This window comes from Branchiibius sp. NY16-3462-2 (genome assembly GCF_001594145.1).
GTDB lineage: Bacteria > Actinomycetota > Actinomycetes > Actinomycetales > Dermatophilaceae > Branchiibius.
On sequence record NZ_LVCF01000038.1, the window covers coordinates 204,359 to 218,700 of the forward strand.

Annotated in this window: 15 protein-coding genes; 12 read left to right on the forward strand and 3 right to left on the reverse strand. The window is 69.1% G+C overall.

Annotated features, from left to right (window positions below; genetic code table 11):
- The first annotated feature begins 23 nt into the window (after window positions 1-23).
- Genes AZH51_RS12780 through AZH51_RS12795 form a run of 4 tightly spaced genes read left to right on the forward strand, consistent with a single transcriptional unit; the run spans window position 24 to window position 4,074 of the window.
- Entirely contained in the window at window positions 24-620 is a 597-nt protein-coding gene (locus AZH51_RS12780; protein WP_291524872.1) for a DUF5998 family protein, read from the forward strand.
- Window positions 617-1,762: an alkaline phosphatase family protein gene (locus AZH51_RS12785; RefSeq protein WP_291524874.1), complete on the forward strand. Its 1,146-nt coding sequence runs from the start codon at window positions 617-619 to the stop codon at window positions 1,760-1,762. The genes AZH51_RS12780 and AZH51_RS12785 overlap by 4 nt, the downstream gene beginning before the upstream one ends.
- 21 nt (window positions 1,763-1,783) lie before the next feature.
- Complete coding sequence (locus AZH51_RS12790) at window positions 1,784-2,479, forward strand: thymidine kinase (protein WP_291524877.1); 696 nt, start codon at window positions 1,784-1,786, stop codon at window positions 2,477-2,479.
- On the forward strand, window positions 2,476-4,074 hold the full coding sequence (locus AZH51_RS12795; protein WP_291524879.1) for an MFS transporter: 1,599 nt from the start codon (window positions 2,476-2,478) through the stop codon (window positions 4,072-4,074). Before AZH51_RS12790 ends, AZH51_RS12795 begins: the two co-directional genes overlap by 4 nt.
- Here AZH51_RS12795 and sepH read toward each other — a convergent pair.
- Window positions 4,046-5,311: a septation protein SepH gene (sepH, locus tag AZH51_RS12800; RefSeq protein WP_291524881.1), complete on the reverse strand. Its 1,266-nt coding sequence runs from the start codon at window positions 5,309-5,311 to the stop codon at window positions 4,046-4,048. The two genes, AZH51_RS12795 and sepH, sit on opposite strands and share 29 nt — an antisense overlap.
- A 133-nt stretch (window positions 5,312-5,444) precedes the next feature.
- On the opposite strand from sepH, the gene AZH51_RS12805 reads away from it, so the two are divergent.
- From AZH51_RS12805 to AZH51_RS12830, 6 genes are all read left to right on the forward strand, one after another.
- A complete protein-coding gene (locus AZH51_RS12805) occupies window positions 5,445-6,563 on the forward strand; it encodes a ferrochelatase (protein WP_291524883.1) in 1,119 nt (372 codons plus the stop codon).
- A 5-nt stretch (window positions 6,564-6,568) separates the two neighbouring features.
- Window positions 6,569-7,405 (forward strand): inositol monophosphatase family protein, encoded by an 837-nt coding sequence (locus tag AZH51_RS12810; RefSeq protein WP_291524885.1) that lies wholly within the window; start codon window positions 6,569-6,571, stop codon window positions 7,403-7,405.
- A 271-nt stretch (window positions 7,406-7,676) separates the two neighbouring features.
- Entirely contained in the window at window positions 7,677-7,976 is a 300-nt protein-coding gene (locus AZH51_RS12815; protein WP_109684373.1) for a DUF4193 domain-containing protein, read from the forward strand.
- 7 nt (window positions 7,977-7,983) lie between these two features.
- Window positions 7,984-8,436: a dUTP diphosphatase gene (dut, locus tag AZH51_RS12820; protein WP_291524888.1), complete on the forward strand. Its 453-nt coding sequence runs from the start codon at window positions 7,984-7,986 to the stop codon at window positions 8,434-8,436.
- Window positions 8,437-8,493: 57 nt separating this feature from the next.
- Window positions 8,494-9,270, forward strand: a complete 777-nt coding sequence (locus tag AZH51_RS12825) for a DUF3710 domain-containing protein (protein WP_291524890.1) — start codon at window positions 8,494-8,496, stop codon at window positions 9,268-9,270.
- 1 nt (window position 9,271) lies between these two features.
- Window positions 9,272-9,643 carry an OB-fold nucleic acid binding domain-containing protein gene (locus AZH51_RS12830; protein WP_291524892.1) on the forward strand — a complete coding sequence of 124 codons (372 nt, stop codon included), beginning with the start codon at window positions 9,272-9,274 and terminating at the stop codon, window positions 9,641-9,643.
- A 10-nt stretch (window positions 9,644-9,653) separates the two neighbouring features.
- On the opposite strand, the gene AZH51_RS12835 is transcribed toward AZH51_RS12830, so the two are convergent.
- Together AZH51_RS12835 and AZH51_RS12840 are read right to left on the reverse strand one after the other, a co-directional pair.
- Window positions 9,654-10,346 carry a TrkA family potassium uptake protein gene (locus tag AZH51_RS12835; protein WP_291524894.1) on the reverse strand — a complete coding sequence of 231 codons (693 nt, stop codon included), beginning with the start codon at window positions 10,344-10,346 and terminating at the stop codon, window positions 9,654-9,656.
- Between the two features lie 14 nt (window positions 10,347-10,360).
- Window positions 10,361-11,023, reverse strand: a complete 663-nt coding sequence (locus tag AZH51_RS12840) for a TrkA family potassium uptake protein (protein ID WP_291524896.1) — start codon at window positions 11,021-11,023, stop codon at window positions 10,361-10,363.
- 57 nt (window positions 11,024-11,080) lie between these two features.
- On the opposite strand from AZH51_RS12840, the gene AZH51_RS12845 reads away from it, so the two are divergent.
- Window positions 11,081-13,090, forward strand: a complete 2,010-nt coding sequence (locus AZH51_RS12845; RefSeq protein WP_291524898.1) for an APC family permease — start codon at window positions 11,081-11,083, stop codon at window positions 13,088-13,090.
- A 1-nt stretch (window position 13,091) separates the two neighbouring features.
- Window positions 13,092-14,333: a class I SAM-dependent RNA methyltransferase gene (locus AZH51_RS12850; RefSeq protein WP_291524900.1), complete on the forward strand. Its 1,242-nt coding sequence runs from the start codon at window positions 13,092-13,094 to the stop codon at window positions 14,331-14,333.
- Window positions 14,334-14,342: the final 9 nt, after the last annotated feature.

Sequence of the window (14,342 nt, forward strand, 5' to 3'; positions counted from 1 at the left end):
TCCGAAGTGCGAAGATGGCCAGCATGTCGGTCACTCGTCAGGTCACCTCCGCGTCGCTGCCCAAGGCACTGGTCGATGACATCTCCAACGCCGGGTACTACCCCGCGCTGGTGTGCGACGTCGTGGCGGCCGCGCTCGGCGGCGACCAGGTGGTGTCCCATCTGGTGCACTGCGAGACGACCTTCGATGCCACCACGGTCCGGCGGCACATCACCGTGCTGATCCTGACCCCGAGCCGCCTGGTGCTCGCCCACACTGACGACCACGGGCCCGCTGAGACCGAGGGCGCCGGATCCTTTGCGACTGCGACGACCGAGACGGTGCCGTTGACGGCGGTACGTGGGGTGATGCTGGCCCACGTCGTGGCCGATCCGGAGAACTACGAACCCGGTTCGCTGGGCCGCGAACTCACCGTCACGATCGGGTGGGGCACGGTGTCCCGGGTGGATCTGATGCCCGCGAGTTGTGCCGATCCCGAGTGCGAGGCCGACCACGGGTACGACGGCACCATCACCGGCGACGACGTCGCGTTACGGATCAGTGCCGACGCGGACGGTGACGCTGTCCTCCAGCAGGCGGTCCGGTTCGCCGCCGCGCTCTCGGCCGCCCTCGCCGGTTGAGCACCGACCTGCCCGTCCCCGGCTACGGCGGCAACGACCTGGCCGGGGTGCTTCCGCGCGTCGTGGCCTCGCTGGGGGTCCGCCACTCGCCGTACGCCGAGTGGTTGCCCGCCCTGGCACCGGCGCGATCCGCCGTGGTCGTCCTGGTCGACGGCCTCGGGCTGGAGTTGCTGCGCACCCGCAGCGGTCACGCGCCGTACCTGCGCAGCCTGCTCGCCACGGCACCAGACCAGGCCGGAAACGCCGGATTCCCCTCGACCACGGCGACCAGCATGGGCACCTTCGGCACGGGGTTGCCGCCCGGTCAGCACGGACTGGTCGGCTACGTGGTGCGCGACCCCGCCCGGGATGTCCTCTTCAACGAACTGGACTGGATCAACGGGCCGGATTCGCTGCGCTGGCAACCGAATCCGACGGCGTTCGAGATTGCTGGTCGCGACGGCGTCGAGGTCACGATGATCGGTGCGGACTACTTCGACGGGTCCGGACTGACCCGGGCCGCGCTGCGGGGAGCCAGGGTCGTCAGTGCCTACCGCCTCGCCGATCGGGTCGATCTAACGCTGGCGGCGCTGCGCGGCAGGGGACGACGGCTGGTCTACCTCTACTGGGGCGACATCGACCGGATCGGCCACACCAGCGGCCCTGCCTCGCTGCAGTGGGTCGAGGAACTCGAGCGGGTCGATGCCGAGTTGGCCCGGTTGGCGGCCGCGCTGCCCGGGGGAGTGTCGCTGACGATCACCGCTGATCACGGCATGGTCGATGTGCCCTTCGAGGACCGGGTCGACCTGGCCGCCGATGCCGAGTTGGTGGCCGGGGTGCACCTCACCGGCGGCGAGCCACGCGCCCCGCAGCTCTACACCGTGCCCGGTGCGGCCGCCGACGTCGCGGCGACCTGGCGCACCCGGATGGCGGACGACGCGTGGGTGCTCACCCGCGAGGAAGCCATCGACACCGGTCTGTTCGGCCCGGTCGCGGCCGGCGTCCGCGACCGGATCGGCGATGTCCTGGTGGCGATGCGCTCGACCGGCTGCGTCTACGACTCACGCACGATCAAACCGGTGCTGCTCGAACTCGTCGGCCAGCACGGCTCACTCACCGATGCCGAACTGCTCGTGCCGGTGCTGCACGCGCCGGCGTCCTGAACGAGCGGGATACTGGACCCCATGGCCGATCTGGTGTTCTTCGCCGGGACGATGGACTGCGGTAAGTCCACCCTGGCGCTGCAGATGGACCACAACCGGCGTGCTCGCGGCCACCGGGGGGTGCTCTTCTGCAAGTTCGACCGCGCCGGGCAGGAGATGATCTCCTCCCGGTTGGGCCTGCAACGCCCGGCAGTCGAAGTCGGCGACGACATGGATTTCTGGGCCTACCTGGTCGACCTCGCCGTGGGCGGGACGGTGGTGCAGTACCTCATCTGCGACGAGGCCCAGTTCTACACCGCCGCCCAGGTCGAGCAGTTGGCCCGGATCGTCGATGAGATGGACATCGACGTCTACGCCTTCGGGATCACTGCCGACTTCCGCACCCAGCTCTTCCCCGGTTCCAAGCGACTGGTCGAACTCGCCGACCGCGTCCAGGTGCTGCAGGTCGAGGCGCTGTGCTGGTGCGGCCGCCGGGCCACGCACAACGCCCGGTTGGTCGACGGCGAGATGGTCACCGAGGGGGAGCAGGTGATCGTGGGCGATGTCGACGATTTCGAAGCCCGCGCGTCGCTCCCGGATTCGGGCGATACCGCAAACCACAGTGGGACAGTGGAATACGAGGTGTTGTGCCGGCGCCACCACATGCGCCGGATGACCTCCGCACGGGCGCAGCAGGCCGCGGCCCAGGTGCTGCCGTTCGACGAAGTGCGTCCGTGACCGACGACCGCGGGCCGGACCCGCACGAGGACCAGACCCCCTTCCGGTACGCCGATGGGTCGCCGATGTGCCCCGACGAGGCTCCGACGTGGCCGCCGCTGCGCGTTCGACGCCAGGCAGTGACCGCGCCGCTGCCACAGGTCGAGCGGACCGAGCCAGCGCCCGTCGCTGACAGTGACTCACAGGACAGCGACGCGGACGACACCACCCAGACGGTGACGTCGCCGCGGAAGGGTCGACGCGTCGTACGGGCGACCAAAGCCGCACCGAGTCGGTTGTTGCACGCCACCCGGCGCGCCACCGAGGCCCAGGGCGCGGGGGAGAGCGGCCTGTCCCGGTTGATCGAGGTGCACGCCCTGAGTTCGGCCGGCGACGCGGCGCTGGCGGTCGGCCTGGCCGGCACGGTGTTCTTCGCGGTGCCCAACGGGCAGGCCCGCAGTCAGGTGCTGTTGTTCCTGCTGCTCACGATGCTGCCGTTCGCGATCATTGCGCCCCTGGTGGGTCCGATGCTGGACCGGTTCCGGCGCGGGCGGCGGTGGGCGATTGGCGCCACGCTGGCGGGGCGAGCCTTCCTGTGCTGGGTCACCGCGCAGACGATCGAGGACCATTCGAACTGGCTATTCCCTTGTGCGCTGGGCGTTCTCGTACTCTCCAAGGCTTACCTGGTGACCCGGTCGGCGGCGGCGCCCCGGTTGTTGCCGCCGCAGCTGACGTTGGTCGAGGCCAACGGCCGACTGTCGCTGGCCGGCGTCATCGGTGCCGGGGTCGGCGGTGTGCTGGCGGGGGTGGCCGCCAAGGTCGGCCCGGCGTGGTCGCTGCGAGTGGCCTTCCTGCTGTTCGTCATCGGCACGGTGCTGGCCATCCTGCTGCCGGCGCGGGTCGATTCCAGCGCGGGTGAGGAACCCACCGATCTGGTGGATCTGGCGCGTGGCCAGGGGATGTCGGCCCTGGGCATCGGGCCGGACGTGGTCACCGCGCTGCGGGCCAACGCCGGTCTGCGGTGGTTGTCCGGCTTCCTGACGATCTTCCTGGCGTTCCTGGTGCGCGCGCATCCGTTCCCCGGGTGGGAGGACCGCCAGACGTTGCTGTTCGCCCTCGTGCTCGGTGCAGCGGGTGTGGGCAATGCGCTCGGCACGGTCATGGGGGCGCTGCTGAAGATCGCCAGCCCGCGGATGATCGTGCTGGGCACGTTGCTCGCGGACGCCGTCGTCATCCTGGTCGCAGCGGTCCGGTTCAGCATCGTCACCGCGGTGCTGGTCGGTCTGGTCGCCGGCTTCGGCCAGCAACTGGGCAAGCTCGCACTGGACTCACTGATCCAGGACACCGTGCCGGAGGAGCGCCGCACGAGCGTCTTCGGCCGCTCAGAAGCACTGCTTCAGTTGTCCTGGGTCTTCGGCGGATTGGTAGCGGTGATCGTCCCGCTCAACGCGACGGTGGGCACCATCGTCGCTGCGGTGCTCGTGGTGGGGTGGACCGCCGTGGTGATCACCTGGCACACCGGTCACCGGCTCCCGGTGCCCCGGCGGGCACGGACGCGCGGCGCGAGGGCCGGGGACGTCGATCCGTTCAGTCCCGGGCGCGACGACCGAACATGATGTCGTCCCAGCTGGGCACGCTGGGCCGACCGGACCGGGACGCTGACGGGCGTTCGGGAACGTCCGTTGCGTCGTCCTCGTCGATGACCTCACCACCGACGGTGGGCGCGTCGTCGAGATCGATCTGTGTGTCCTCGTCGATGACTGTTTCGCCCTCGGAGATGTCGTCGTCGTACAACTCGGCGTCGGCGAAGTCGTCCTGGGCCAGCGCCTCGGTGAGGACCTGCTCCGGCGGCGTGGGGTCGTCGACCTGGGTGAACAGGTCGACCGTGCCGGTCACCGGATCGATCTCGTCGGCATCGGTCGGCGTGGCCTCCGGCTCCCGCGCGGGCGCGTTCTCCGCCGGCGGCTCAGTGGCTGCAGCGCTGCGCTGACGGCCCTGCTTGTTGCGTCGGTTGGCGCCCCGGCGACGGATCGCCGACACCAGATCGACGGGCGCCCCGTCCTGCTCAGGTTCCTGCTGCGGCTCTGCGGCGGCCGCCAGCGGTGCCGTGTCATCGTCCTCGACGACTGTCGGCTCGGGTTCGGCCGCAGCAGGCTGAGGGGCTGGTTCACCGCTGCGGGAGAAGGGTCCAGCAGGGCGGCCGGGTCGCCGCGGCGGGGCAGCGGCCCCGTGTTCCAGACCGCCCTCGGCGATCACGTCGTACGGCGCGGCCACCCGCCCGGCAGGGATCAGGCCGGCGGGGGAGTCGTCCTCGCTGAGCCAGCGGGACTCATCGTCGATGGGCACGGCTCGGCGGTCGGACGGGTCGAACGCCCATTCCGCCCGGCGGGCGCGCCCACCGGCCTCGAAGGCGCACACGACGGTCCACGCGTTGGTGGTGACATCGCGCACGGCGTCCCAGTCCAACTCCTCGGCGTCAACACCGCGACCCGCAAGGCGCTCGGCGACCTGCTCGGCGAAGGTGCCCTCCGGGGTCGGCAGACCCTGGACCAGTGATGAGACGTACTGTCGTTCGGAGCGGATCGGCGGTTCGTACCGCTCGACGCGGCTGACCTCCCAGCCGGTGCGTTCGGCGACCTCGTGCACGGTTCCGCCGGCGCGCAACATGGACTGGACGTCTTTGGCGGTGGCGGGTGCCGCCAACTCCGGCAACTGCGCGGCCGGCCGCGGGGCGCGGCGCAGCGTCGCACGCAACTCGTCACTGAGCGCGAGGGTGAACTCGGCCCCGTTGTCGTCGGAGAGCACCAACTGCCCGCCGTCGTCGCTCACGCGCGTGAAGTGCAGCTCACTCATCGTCCCGCCCCATGTCGGATGTGCCAGATCGGTGTGCGCCGGTGCTGGACCGGCCCACCGCCCAACGATGCCACGCCGGACCCGAAGGAATGCCGGTGGCACGCCGGAGCGGCAGTGCTCGTAGGGTTTGGATGTGTCTACTTCTCAGCCTGCGCCGGCCTCCGTCGAGCCGTACGACGCCGTCGTGCTGCTCTCGTTCGGCGGCCCTGAGGGCCCGGAGGAGGTCATGCCGTTCCTGCGACGGGTGACCGGCGGCCGGGGGATCCCCGATGAGCGGCTGGCCGAGGTTGCCCACCACTACGACCGCTTCGGCGGCAAGAGCCCGATCAACGATCAGTGCCGGGAGTTGCGCGCCGCCCTGGAGGGCGACCTGCGCCGCCGCGGCATCGACGTACCCGTGCTGTGGGGTAACCGCAACAGCAAACCGTTCCTGACCGACACATTGCGGGACGCGTACGACGCGGGCGCCCGCCGGGTGCTGGCCGTCACCACCAGCGCCTACTCCTGTTACAGCTCCTGCCGGCAGTACCGCGAGAACATCGCCGACGCACTGCAGGCGTTGCAGGACGAGGGTCGTGAACTGGTGGTCGACAAGGTCCGTCAGTACGCCACCCACCCCAGCTTCGCGCGGGTCAATGCCCGGTTGGTCACCGACGCGGTGCGCCAGATCGGGCAACCGGACGATGACAAGCTGCGGATCGTCTTCGTCACCCACTCGATCCCGGAGGCGATGGACGACACCTCCGGGCCGGGCGACGGCGAGGGAAACCTCTACGAGCACCAGCACGATGAGATCGCGCACGTGATCCTGGACGAGGCCGGCTTCACGCTGGACCGCGAACTGACCGGTGCCCTGGTCTACTGCTCGCGCTCTGGTCCGCCGACCCAGCCGTGGCTGGAACCGGACGTCAACGACCACCTGCGCTCGCTGGCCGCCGACGGCATCACCGACGTCGTGGTCGCCCCGATCGGCTTCATCTCAGATCACATGGAGGTCAAGTTCGACCTGGACGTCGAGGCGCGCGAGACCGCCGACGAACTCGGCCTGAACATGGTGCGGGTGCCCACGGTGGGGGTCGATCCCGAGTTCGTCATCGGACTGGTCGATCTGATGACCGAGCGGGCGGCCCAGGCCCGCAACGTGCCGGTGGAGATGGTCGCGTGGCCCGGTGAGGCGATGCCGCCGGTCTGCCGCCCCGGCTGCTGCCCCAATCTGCGTGAGGCACGTCCCGCCGCGTGTGGCATGGACTGATCGGCGTGGGTGAGGATCTCAGCCTGCCGGCGCTCGGAACGCTGGAGACCATCTGCCGCGAACTGGCTGTGCAGGCCGGTGAACTGATCGTGCGCGAACGACCCGAGCACCTCGCGGTCGCCGACACCAAGTCCAGCGCCACGGACGTGGTCACGATCATGGACCGGCGCAGCGAGCAACTGCTGCAGGAGCAGCTGCGGGCACGCCGCCCCGAGGACGGGATCCTGGGAGAGGAGGGCGCGTCGGTCGAGGGCACCAGCGGCATCACCTGGATCGTCGACCCCATCGACGGGACGGTGAACTACCTCTACGACATCCCGGCGTACGCCGTGTCCGTGGCTGCGTGCGTCGGTGACCCCCGTGGGGAGTGGGAGAGCGTCGCGGGTGCGGTGTTCAACCCGGTGAGCGGTGAGTTGTTCCACGCCCGCCGCGGTGGTGGGGCCTTCCTGCGCTCGACCGGTGCGGACCCATCGGTCACCGCCCTGTTCGTCAGCGGCGAGCAGGATCTCGGGCAGGCGCTGACCGGGACCGGCTTCGGGTACGACGCTGCCAAACGGGCCCAGCAGGCGCAGATCCTGACCCGGGTGCTGCCGCAGGTGCGCGACATCCGACGGGCCGGGAGTGCCGCGCTGGACCTGTGTGCCGTGGCGGCCGGTCGGCTCGACGTGTACTACGAGTCCGGGCTGAACGCGTGGGACCGAGCGGCCGGTCAGTTGATCGTCACCGAAGCAGGTGGTGTCGTGCGAGGCGCCGGGGCACAGCCGTCGCGCGACCTGACCCTCGCGGGGCCGGCGGTACTCGTGGAGGCGCTGCACGACGTACTGCAATCAGACCCGCACTGACCCGGTTGTCCGGCCGATGGAATGTACCGGCCGGTAAGGGTGTTCCTTGGCCGTGCGAGCACGTATGCTGCCGCCTCCTGGAACTGACAGCGGAGGAATCCGCCAAGGGACCCGGTGCAGCGCCGATAGCGGAGGTAGGGCAGAATTCCGGGCCGGACGGGCACATTTCAGGTACGGCGTGCGTTAGACCGCGCACAGGTGCGCATTGTTCGCGTGGGCGCACCACACAGATTTTCGAACCAGAGAACGAGAGAAGCGAGTAACCCTCGAGATGGCAACTGATTACGACGCCCCGCGCAAGACAGACGACGACATCGAGCACGACTCGATCGAGGAGTTGAAGTCGCGACGGGTCGACAAGAACGCAGCCAGCGTCGATGTCGATGAGTCCGAGCAGGCCGAAGGTTTCGAGCTGCCCGGTGCCGACCTGTCCGGCGAGGAGTTCACCGTCACGGTGATCCCGCGCCAGGCCGACGAATTCACCTGCTCCCGGTGCTTCTTGCTGCACCACCGCAGCCAGCTGGCCAAGGAGGTCGGCGGACTGCCGGTCTGCAGCGAGTGCGCGGCCTGAGCCGCCCGTGAGCGCATTGCGCATCCCGGTCAGCCGGATCGACCCCGATCTGCCGCTGCCGGCCTACGCCCGCCCGGGCGATGCAGGGATGGACCTGCTGGCCCGGGTGGGCGTTACCTTGGCGCCCGGTCACCGGGCGCTGATCCCGACCGGTATCGCGATCGCGTTGCCGGAGGGGTACGCCGGGTTCATCCACCCCCGCTCGGGCCTGGCGGCCCGGCACGGCATCACCACGGTCAACGCGCCCGGCACGGTGGACGCCGGCTACCGCGGTGAGATCCACGTGAACCTGATCAATCTGGACCCGCGGGAGTCGTTCGCGATCACCCGCGGTGACCGCATCGCGCAACTGGTCGTGCAGGCCGTGACCGTGGTGCAGTGGGAGCCGGTGGCGGCCCTGCCGGACAGCGTGCGCGGGGCGGGCGGGCACGGTTCGACCGGAGGCTTCTCCCGGAAGTAACCTCAGAAGAGGGCGACCGGGTCAGGGACCGGCCGAACAACGATTCAAAGGACAGCAGTGGGCATCTTCAAGAAGCGGGCCAAGGACGGCGCCGCGACCGGCGACACACCGGATGAGGTCATCGAGGACGCCTCCGAGCAGGTCGCGACCGGCGACTCGACGGATGAGGCTTCGCCCGAGGCTGCGGCTGAGGAAGTCGCCGAAGAGCCCGTAGCCGCCGTCGACCGCTCCGCCGGGCCGTTCGACGTCACCGAGGTCGAGGACGATGTCGAACGGGTTGACTTCGGCTCGTTGCGGTTCGTGGTGTACCCGGATCTGCAGTTGCAGGTCGACGCCGACGAGACGACCCAGCAGTACACCGGGGTGACGGCCATCGTCGAAGGATCCGCGTGTCAGATCCAGGCGTTCGCAGCCCCCAAGAGCCGCGGCGTGTGGCGCGAGATCCGCGGCGAGATCGCGGACAACCTGATCGCCGGTGGCGGGAGCACCGACATCATCGACGGCCCGTTCGGTCCGGAACTGCACGCCAAGATGCCCAGCCAGGGTCCCGACGGGCGCTCCGTGCTCGCCCCGGCCCGGTTCGTCGGCGTCGACGGTCCACGCTGGTTCCTGCGAATTGTCCTGTCCGGTAACGCTGCTGTCGACGACTCAGCCGCGCAGCCGCTGCTGGACTTCGCCCGCTCGGTGGTCGTGGTCCGCGGCAGCGAACCGCGTGCCCCGCGCGAATTGCTGGAGCTGACGTTGCCCGAGGCGCTGACGCAGGCGCCGGACGAGGCTGCCGCGCAGGACCTGAACCCGTTCGAGCGCGGTCCCGAGATCACCGAGGTGCGGTGACATGGGCCTGTCGCGAACTTTCAAAAGGCTGGCGCGCAGCGCCGAGGCACACGAGCAGGACGAACTGCGCGAGACCCTGGACGAGCTGGGCGGTACGCCGATCGACCAGGTCGCGGACAAATGCGTCACCGAATGCTGTGGCACGGTGCGGTCGGTCAGCCTACGGCCCCGTCAGAACGACGTTCCCGCGTTGGTCGTCGACCTGGACGACGGACACCGCACGATGAACCTGGTCTGGCTGGGCCGACGCACCATCGCGGGCATCGAACCGGGTGTCTTCTTGAAGGTGAAGGGTCGGGTGCTGTTCAAGAAGGGCGTGCCCACGATCTACAACCCGGCCTACGAGATCAAGCCGGTCACCCACAAGGGCTGACCGGCCCGGCTCAGAACGATTCGATCGTCCGGATCGTCTCGGGGCTGCGTCCGGTCAGGGCGGCGCCCAACTCGGCCTCCGCGTCCGAGGTGGTCAGGAACAGCAACTCATCCAACGCCTCGACGGTGTCGTCGTCGCTGGGGGCCAGCGGTTGCTCATCGCGGATGATCCCCACTAGCACCGAATCGGCCGGCAGTTTCAGCTCGCGCACCGCGCGCCCGATCGTCGGACTGTCCTCCGGCACGGTGATCTCCACCATCGTCGCCCGGCCCTGCTGGAACTGGAACAGCCGCACCAGGTCACCGACGGTGACGGCTTCCTCGACCAGAGCCGTCATCAACCGGGGCGTGGACACCGCGACGTCGACACCCCACGCGTCGTCGAACATCCACTCGTTCTTGGGGTTGTTCACCCGGGCCACGGTGCGCCCGACACCGAACTCGGTCTTGGCCAGCAGGGAGACCACCAGGTTCGCCTTGTCGTCACCGGTCGCGCAGACGACCACGTCGGAGTCCTCCAGTGAGGCCTCTACGAGGGTCGCGATCTCACAGGCGTCCCCGAGCAACCACGACGCATCGGGCACCTGACGGGTGCGCCGCTCATCGGCGTACTTGTCGATCAGCAGGACCTGGTGACCGTTGTGCAGCAACTCCCGGGCGATGGAGCGCCCGACGCTGCCGGCTCCGACGATGACAACTCGCATCATGAATCCCTTACTCAGTCAGCGGGTTTGGTGGCAGCCAGCTGGGCTTCCACGTCGGCGAGGCGGTCAGTTTGGACCAGGAGCTGCAACAGGTCGCCTTCCTGCAGGACGGTGTCCGGGGCCGGCAGCATCGCTTCGCCGAGGCGGGTGAGATACGCCACCCGGGTCCCGGTCTCGCGCTCGATGACGCGCAGCGGCGAACCGATCCAGGAGCGGTGCGGGGGCACCTCGGCGAGGGTGACGCGGCCGCTGGGGTCGGTGTGCAGTTGGACGGCGCCCTGCGGCACCAGCCGGCGCAGCACCTGGTCGGCGGTCCACCGTACGGTCGCGACGGTCGGGATGCCGAGGCGCTGGTAGATCTCGGCACGCGCCGGGTCGTAGATCCGCGCGACGACGTGGTCGACGTCGAAGGTCTCCCGGGCCACGCGGGCGGCCAGGATGTTGGAGTTGTCACCGGAGGACACAGCGGCGAAGGCGTACGCATCACGAATTCCGGCCCGCACCAGGGTTTCCCGGTCGAAGCCGACCCCGGTGACCCGGCGGCCCTCGAAAGTCGGACCCAGACGGCGGAAGGCGGACTCGTCCTGGTCGATCACGGCGACCTGTTCGCCGCGCTGCTCCAACGCGAGCGCCAGGGTGGAGCCGACCCGCCCACATCCCATGATGACGAAGTACACGCCTGGAACGGTACCGGAGTCGTCGCACGGCCAAGCCAGGCGGCATACTCTCGGCTTGTGTCAGGAACCAGTCGGGCGCTGAAGCGTCTCGTCGTGGGCCGCGCCATGCGCAGCGACCGACTCGGAGATACGTTGCTGCCCAAGCGGTTGGCGCTGCCGATCTTCGCCAGCGACGCGCTGTCGTCGGTCGCGTACGCCCCCGACGAGGTCCTCATCGTGCTGGGCAGCGCCGGCGGTGCGTTCGCCTTCACCCACTCCTGGCAGATCACCCTTGGTGTGATCTTCGTCATGGCCGTGGTCGTGGCGTCGTACCGGCAGAACGTGCACGCCTACCCCTCCGGGGGCGGTGATTACGAGGTGGCCACCGTCAACCTCGGCCGTCGCGCGGGCCTGGGCGTCGCGTCGGCCCTGTTGGTCGACTACGTCCTCACCGTGGCGGTGTCGGTGTCCTCCGGCATCCAGAACGCCTCCGCCGCGCTGCCGTTCGTGCGGGGCAAGGAAGTCATCTTCGCGGTCCTTGTCGTGGTGCTGCTGACCGCGATGAACCTGCGCGGCGTCCGCGAGTCCGGTGCCGTCTTCGCCGTCCCCGTCTATTTGTTCATGCTCGGGGTCTTCACGCTCGCCGTCGTCGGATTCGTGCGCAAGATCAGCGACAACCTGCCGCTGGCCGAGAGCGCGCAGTTCACCCTCGGGCCGCAGGAGGGGATGGACACCCTCGGGCAGGTCGCCATGCTCTTCCTGCTGCTTCGCGCGTTCTCGTCCGGCTGTGCAGCCCTGACCGGCGTCGAGGCGATCTCCAACGGGGTGCCCGCGTTCCGCAAACCCAAGAGCAAGAACGCGGCGACCACGTTGCTCATGATGGGCGGCATCGCCATCTTCATGCTGGCCTCGATCGTCACCCTGGCCAACTGGACCGGTGTGCAGATGCAGGATCCGGACCACCCGGGCAACCTGTTGCTCAACGGCAAGCCGGTCGAGAACTACCACGAGGACACCGTCCTGGCGCAGTTGGCCAAGTCGGTCTTCAGCGGCTTCACCCCGGGCCTGGTCTTCATCGCGATCATCACCGGCGTGATCCTGATGCTGGCGGCCAACACCGCGTTCAACGGCTTCCCGGTGCTCGGTTCGATCCTGGCGCGGGACGGCTGGCTGCCGCGTCAGTTGCACACCCGTGGTGACCGGTTGGCCTTCTCCAACGGCATCATCACCCTGGCCGGGATGGCCATCGTGCTGATCGTTCTCTACGACGCCGAGACGACCCGGTTGATCCAGCTTTACATCGTGGGTGTGTTCGTCTCCTTCACCCTGAGCCAGACCGGCATGATCCGGCACTGGAACCGCCATCTGCGCACCGAGACCGACCCCATGGTGCGTCGCCGGATGATGCGCTCGCGGGTGATCAACGGTGTCGGCGCTGTGATGTCGGGGCTGGTGCTGATCGTGGTGCTGCTGACGAAGTTCCTGCACGGCGCGGGTTACGCGGTCGCGGCGATGGTGGTCCTGTTCTTCCTGATGAGCGCGATCAACCGGCACTACGAGCGGGTCGGTCGCGAACTGGCGTTGGCCGAGGCCGACGACACCCAGCAGCTGTTGCCCTCGAGGGTGCACGCGATTGTGCTGGTCTCCAAGCTGCACAAGCCGACCATGCGGGCGCTGGCCTACGCCCGAGCGACCCGGCCCTCGGTGCTGGAGGCAGTGACCGTCAACGTGGAGCCGTCCGAAACCGAGGCGCTGCAGGCTGAGTGGGAGAAGCGCCAGATCCCGGTGCGCCTGAAGATCATCGCCTCGCCCTACCGCGAGATCAGTCGCCCGGTGATCCAGTACGTGAAGTCGATCCGTCGGGACAGCCCGCGGGACGTGGTGATGGTCTACCTGCCCGAGTATGTGCTGGGTAAGTGGTGGGAACAGTTGCTGCACAACCAATCCGCGCTGCGACTCAAGGCGCGGTTGCTCTTCACGCCGGGTGTGATGGTGGCCAGCGTGCCGTGGCAGCTGGACTCGGCCCAGGGCCACGAGGAGCGGGTGTTCGACGGTCCCGCACCGGGCGCCGTACGTCAGGGTCGTTGACGTGCCCGGCCGCCGATCCGCTCATCGCCGCCCGCGCTCGCGGCAGACCCGGGGCCGGTCCCTGGTCGGGACCGAACTGACGCTCGAGGTCGGCAACGTCGCCCACGGTGGGTTCTGCGTGGCGCGCGCCGATGGCCGGGTGGTCTTCGTGCGGCACACGCTGCCGGGGGAGAAGGTCGTGGCGACGGTGACCGAGGGGGACACCGAGTCCCGTTTCCTGCGTGCCGATACCACGTCGGTGCTGGACGCGTCGCCCGAGCGTCGTTCTGCCCCCTGCCCGTACGCCGGTCCGGGGGCTTGCGGGGGCTGCGACTGGCAGCACACGTCGGCGGCTTACGGACGCGTCTTGAAGGCGCAGGTCGTGGCGGAGCAGTTGCGACGACTGGCGGGTCTGGACCTGCCGGTGACCGTGGAGCCGGTGCCGGGGGACACCGACGGGCTGCGCTGGCGGACCCGGGTGGAGCTGGCTACGGCCCCGACGTTGCGATTCGGCATCCGCAAGCATCGGTCGCACGACGTGGTGGCTATTGACGACTGTCTGATTGCGGTCGAATCCGTCGCTGCGACAGGGATTTTCGATTCGCCGGCTGATCAGGGTGTCAGTGGAGCGGACATCGCGGTCGGTTCTGACGAAGTAGTCGTCGTTGAACTGCCCAACCATGACCCGGTGCCGTCGGTGCGCCAGGAGGTCCTGGACCGGTCGTTCCAGGTCTCGGCGCGTGGCTTCTGGCAGGTGCATCCCGGTGCCGCAGCGACCTTCACCTCGGTGGTGCTGGAGGCGTTGGCTCCGCAGCCGGGGGAGCACGTGCTCGACTTGTATTGCGGCGTAGGGCTTTTCACCGCCTTCCTAGCCGCCGCGGTTGGGCCGTCAGGCCAGGTGCTTGGCGTCGAGGGCGACCACCGGGCGGTGCAGGACGCTCAGGACAACATTCCAGCTAACGCATCCGTCGTGGCCTCGGACGTGGCCGCGTTCTTCGAATCCGGTCAGGTGGAGACTTCGCTCGGAGCGGTCGATCTGCTGGTGCTGGATCCGCCGCGGTCCGGAGCGGGACGTGAGGTCATGCAAGCCGCGCTGGCCCGCAAACCCCGCCGCGCGGCGTACGTCGCGTGCGATCCGGCCGCTCTCGCCCGGGACCTGGCCTACGCGGCCGAGCACGGTTACCGACTGGCCTCGTTGCGGGCGTTCGACGCGTTCCCGATGACGCACCACGTCGAGTGCATCGCGATCCTCGAACCCGCCTGACCGTGTCCC

Excerpts from the sequence above, each read along its gene's own strand:
- AZH51_RS12780 (WP_291524872.1), top strand. The coding sequence starts at position 24 with ATGTCGGTCACTCGTCAGGTCACCTCCGCGTCGCTGCCCAAGGCACTG.
- AZH51_RS12790 (WP_291524877.1), top strand. The coding sequence starts at position 1,784 with ATGGCCGATCTGGTGTTCTTCGCCGGGACGATGGACTGCGGTAAGTCC.
- sepH (WP_291524881.1), bottom strand. The coding sequence starts at position 5,311 with ATGAGTGAGCTGCACTTCACGCGCGTGAGCGACGACGGCGGGCAGTTG.
- AZH51_RS12815 (WP_109684373.1), top strand. The coding sequence starts at position 7,677 with ATGGCAACTGATTACGACGCCCCGCGCAAGACAGACGACGACATCGAG.
- AZH51_RS12830 (WP_291524892.1), top strand. The coding sequence starts at position 9,272 with ATGGGCCTGTCGCGAACTTTCAAAAGGCTGGCGCGCAGCGCCGAGGCA.
- AZH51_RS12835 (WP_291524894.1), bottom strand. The coding sequence starts at position 10,346 with ATGCGAGTTGTCATCGTCGGAGCCGGCAGCGTCGGGCGCTCCATCGCC.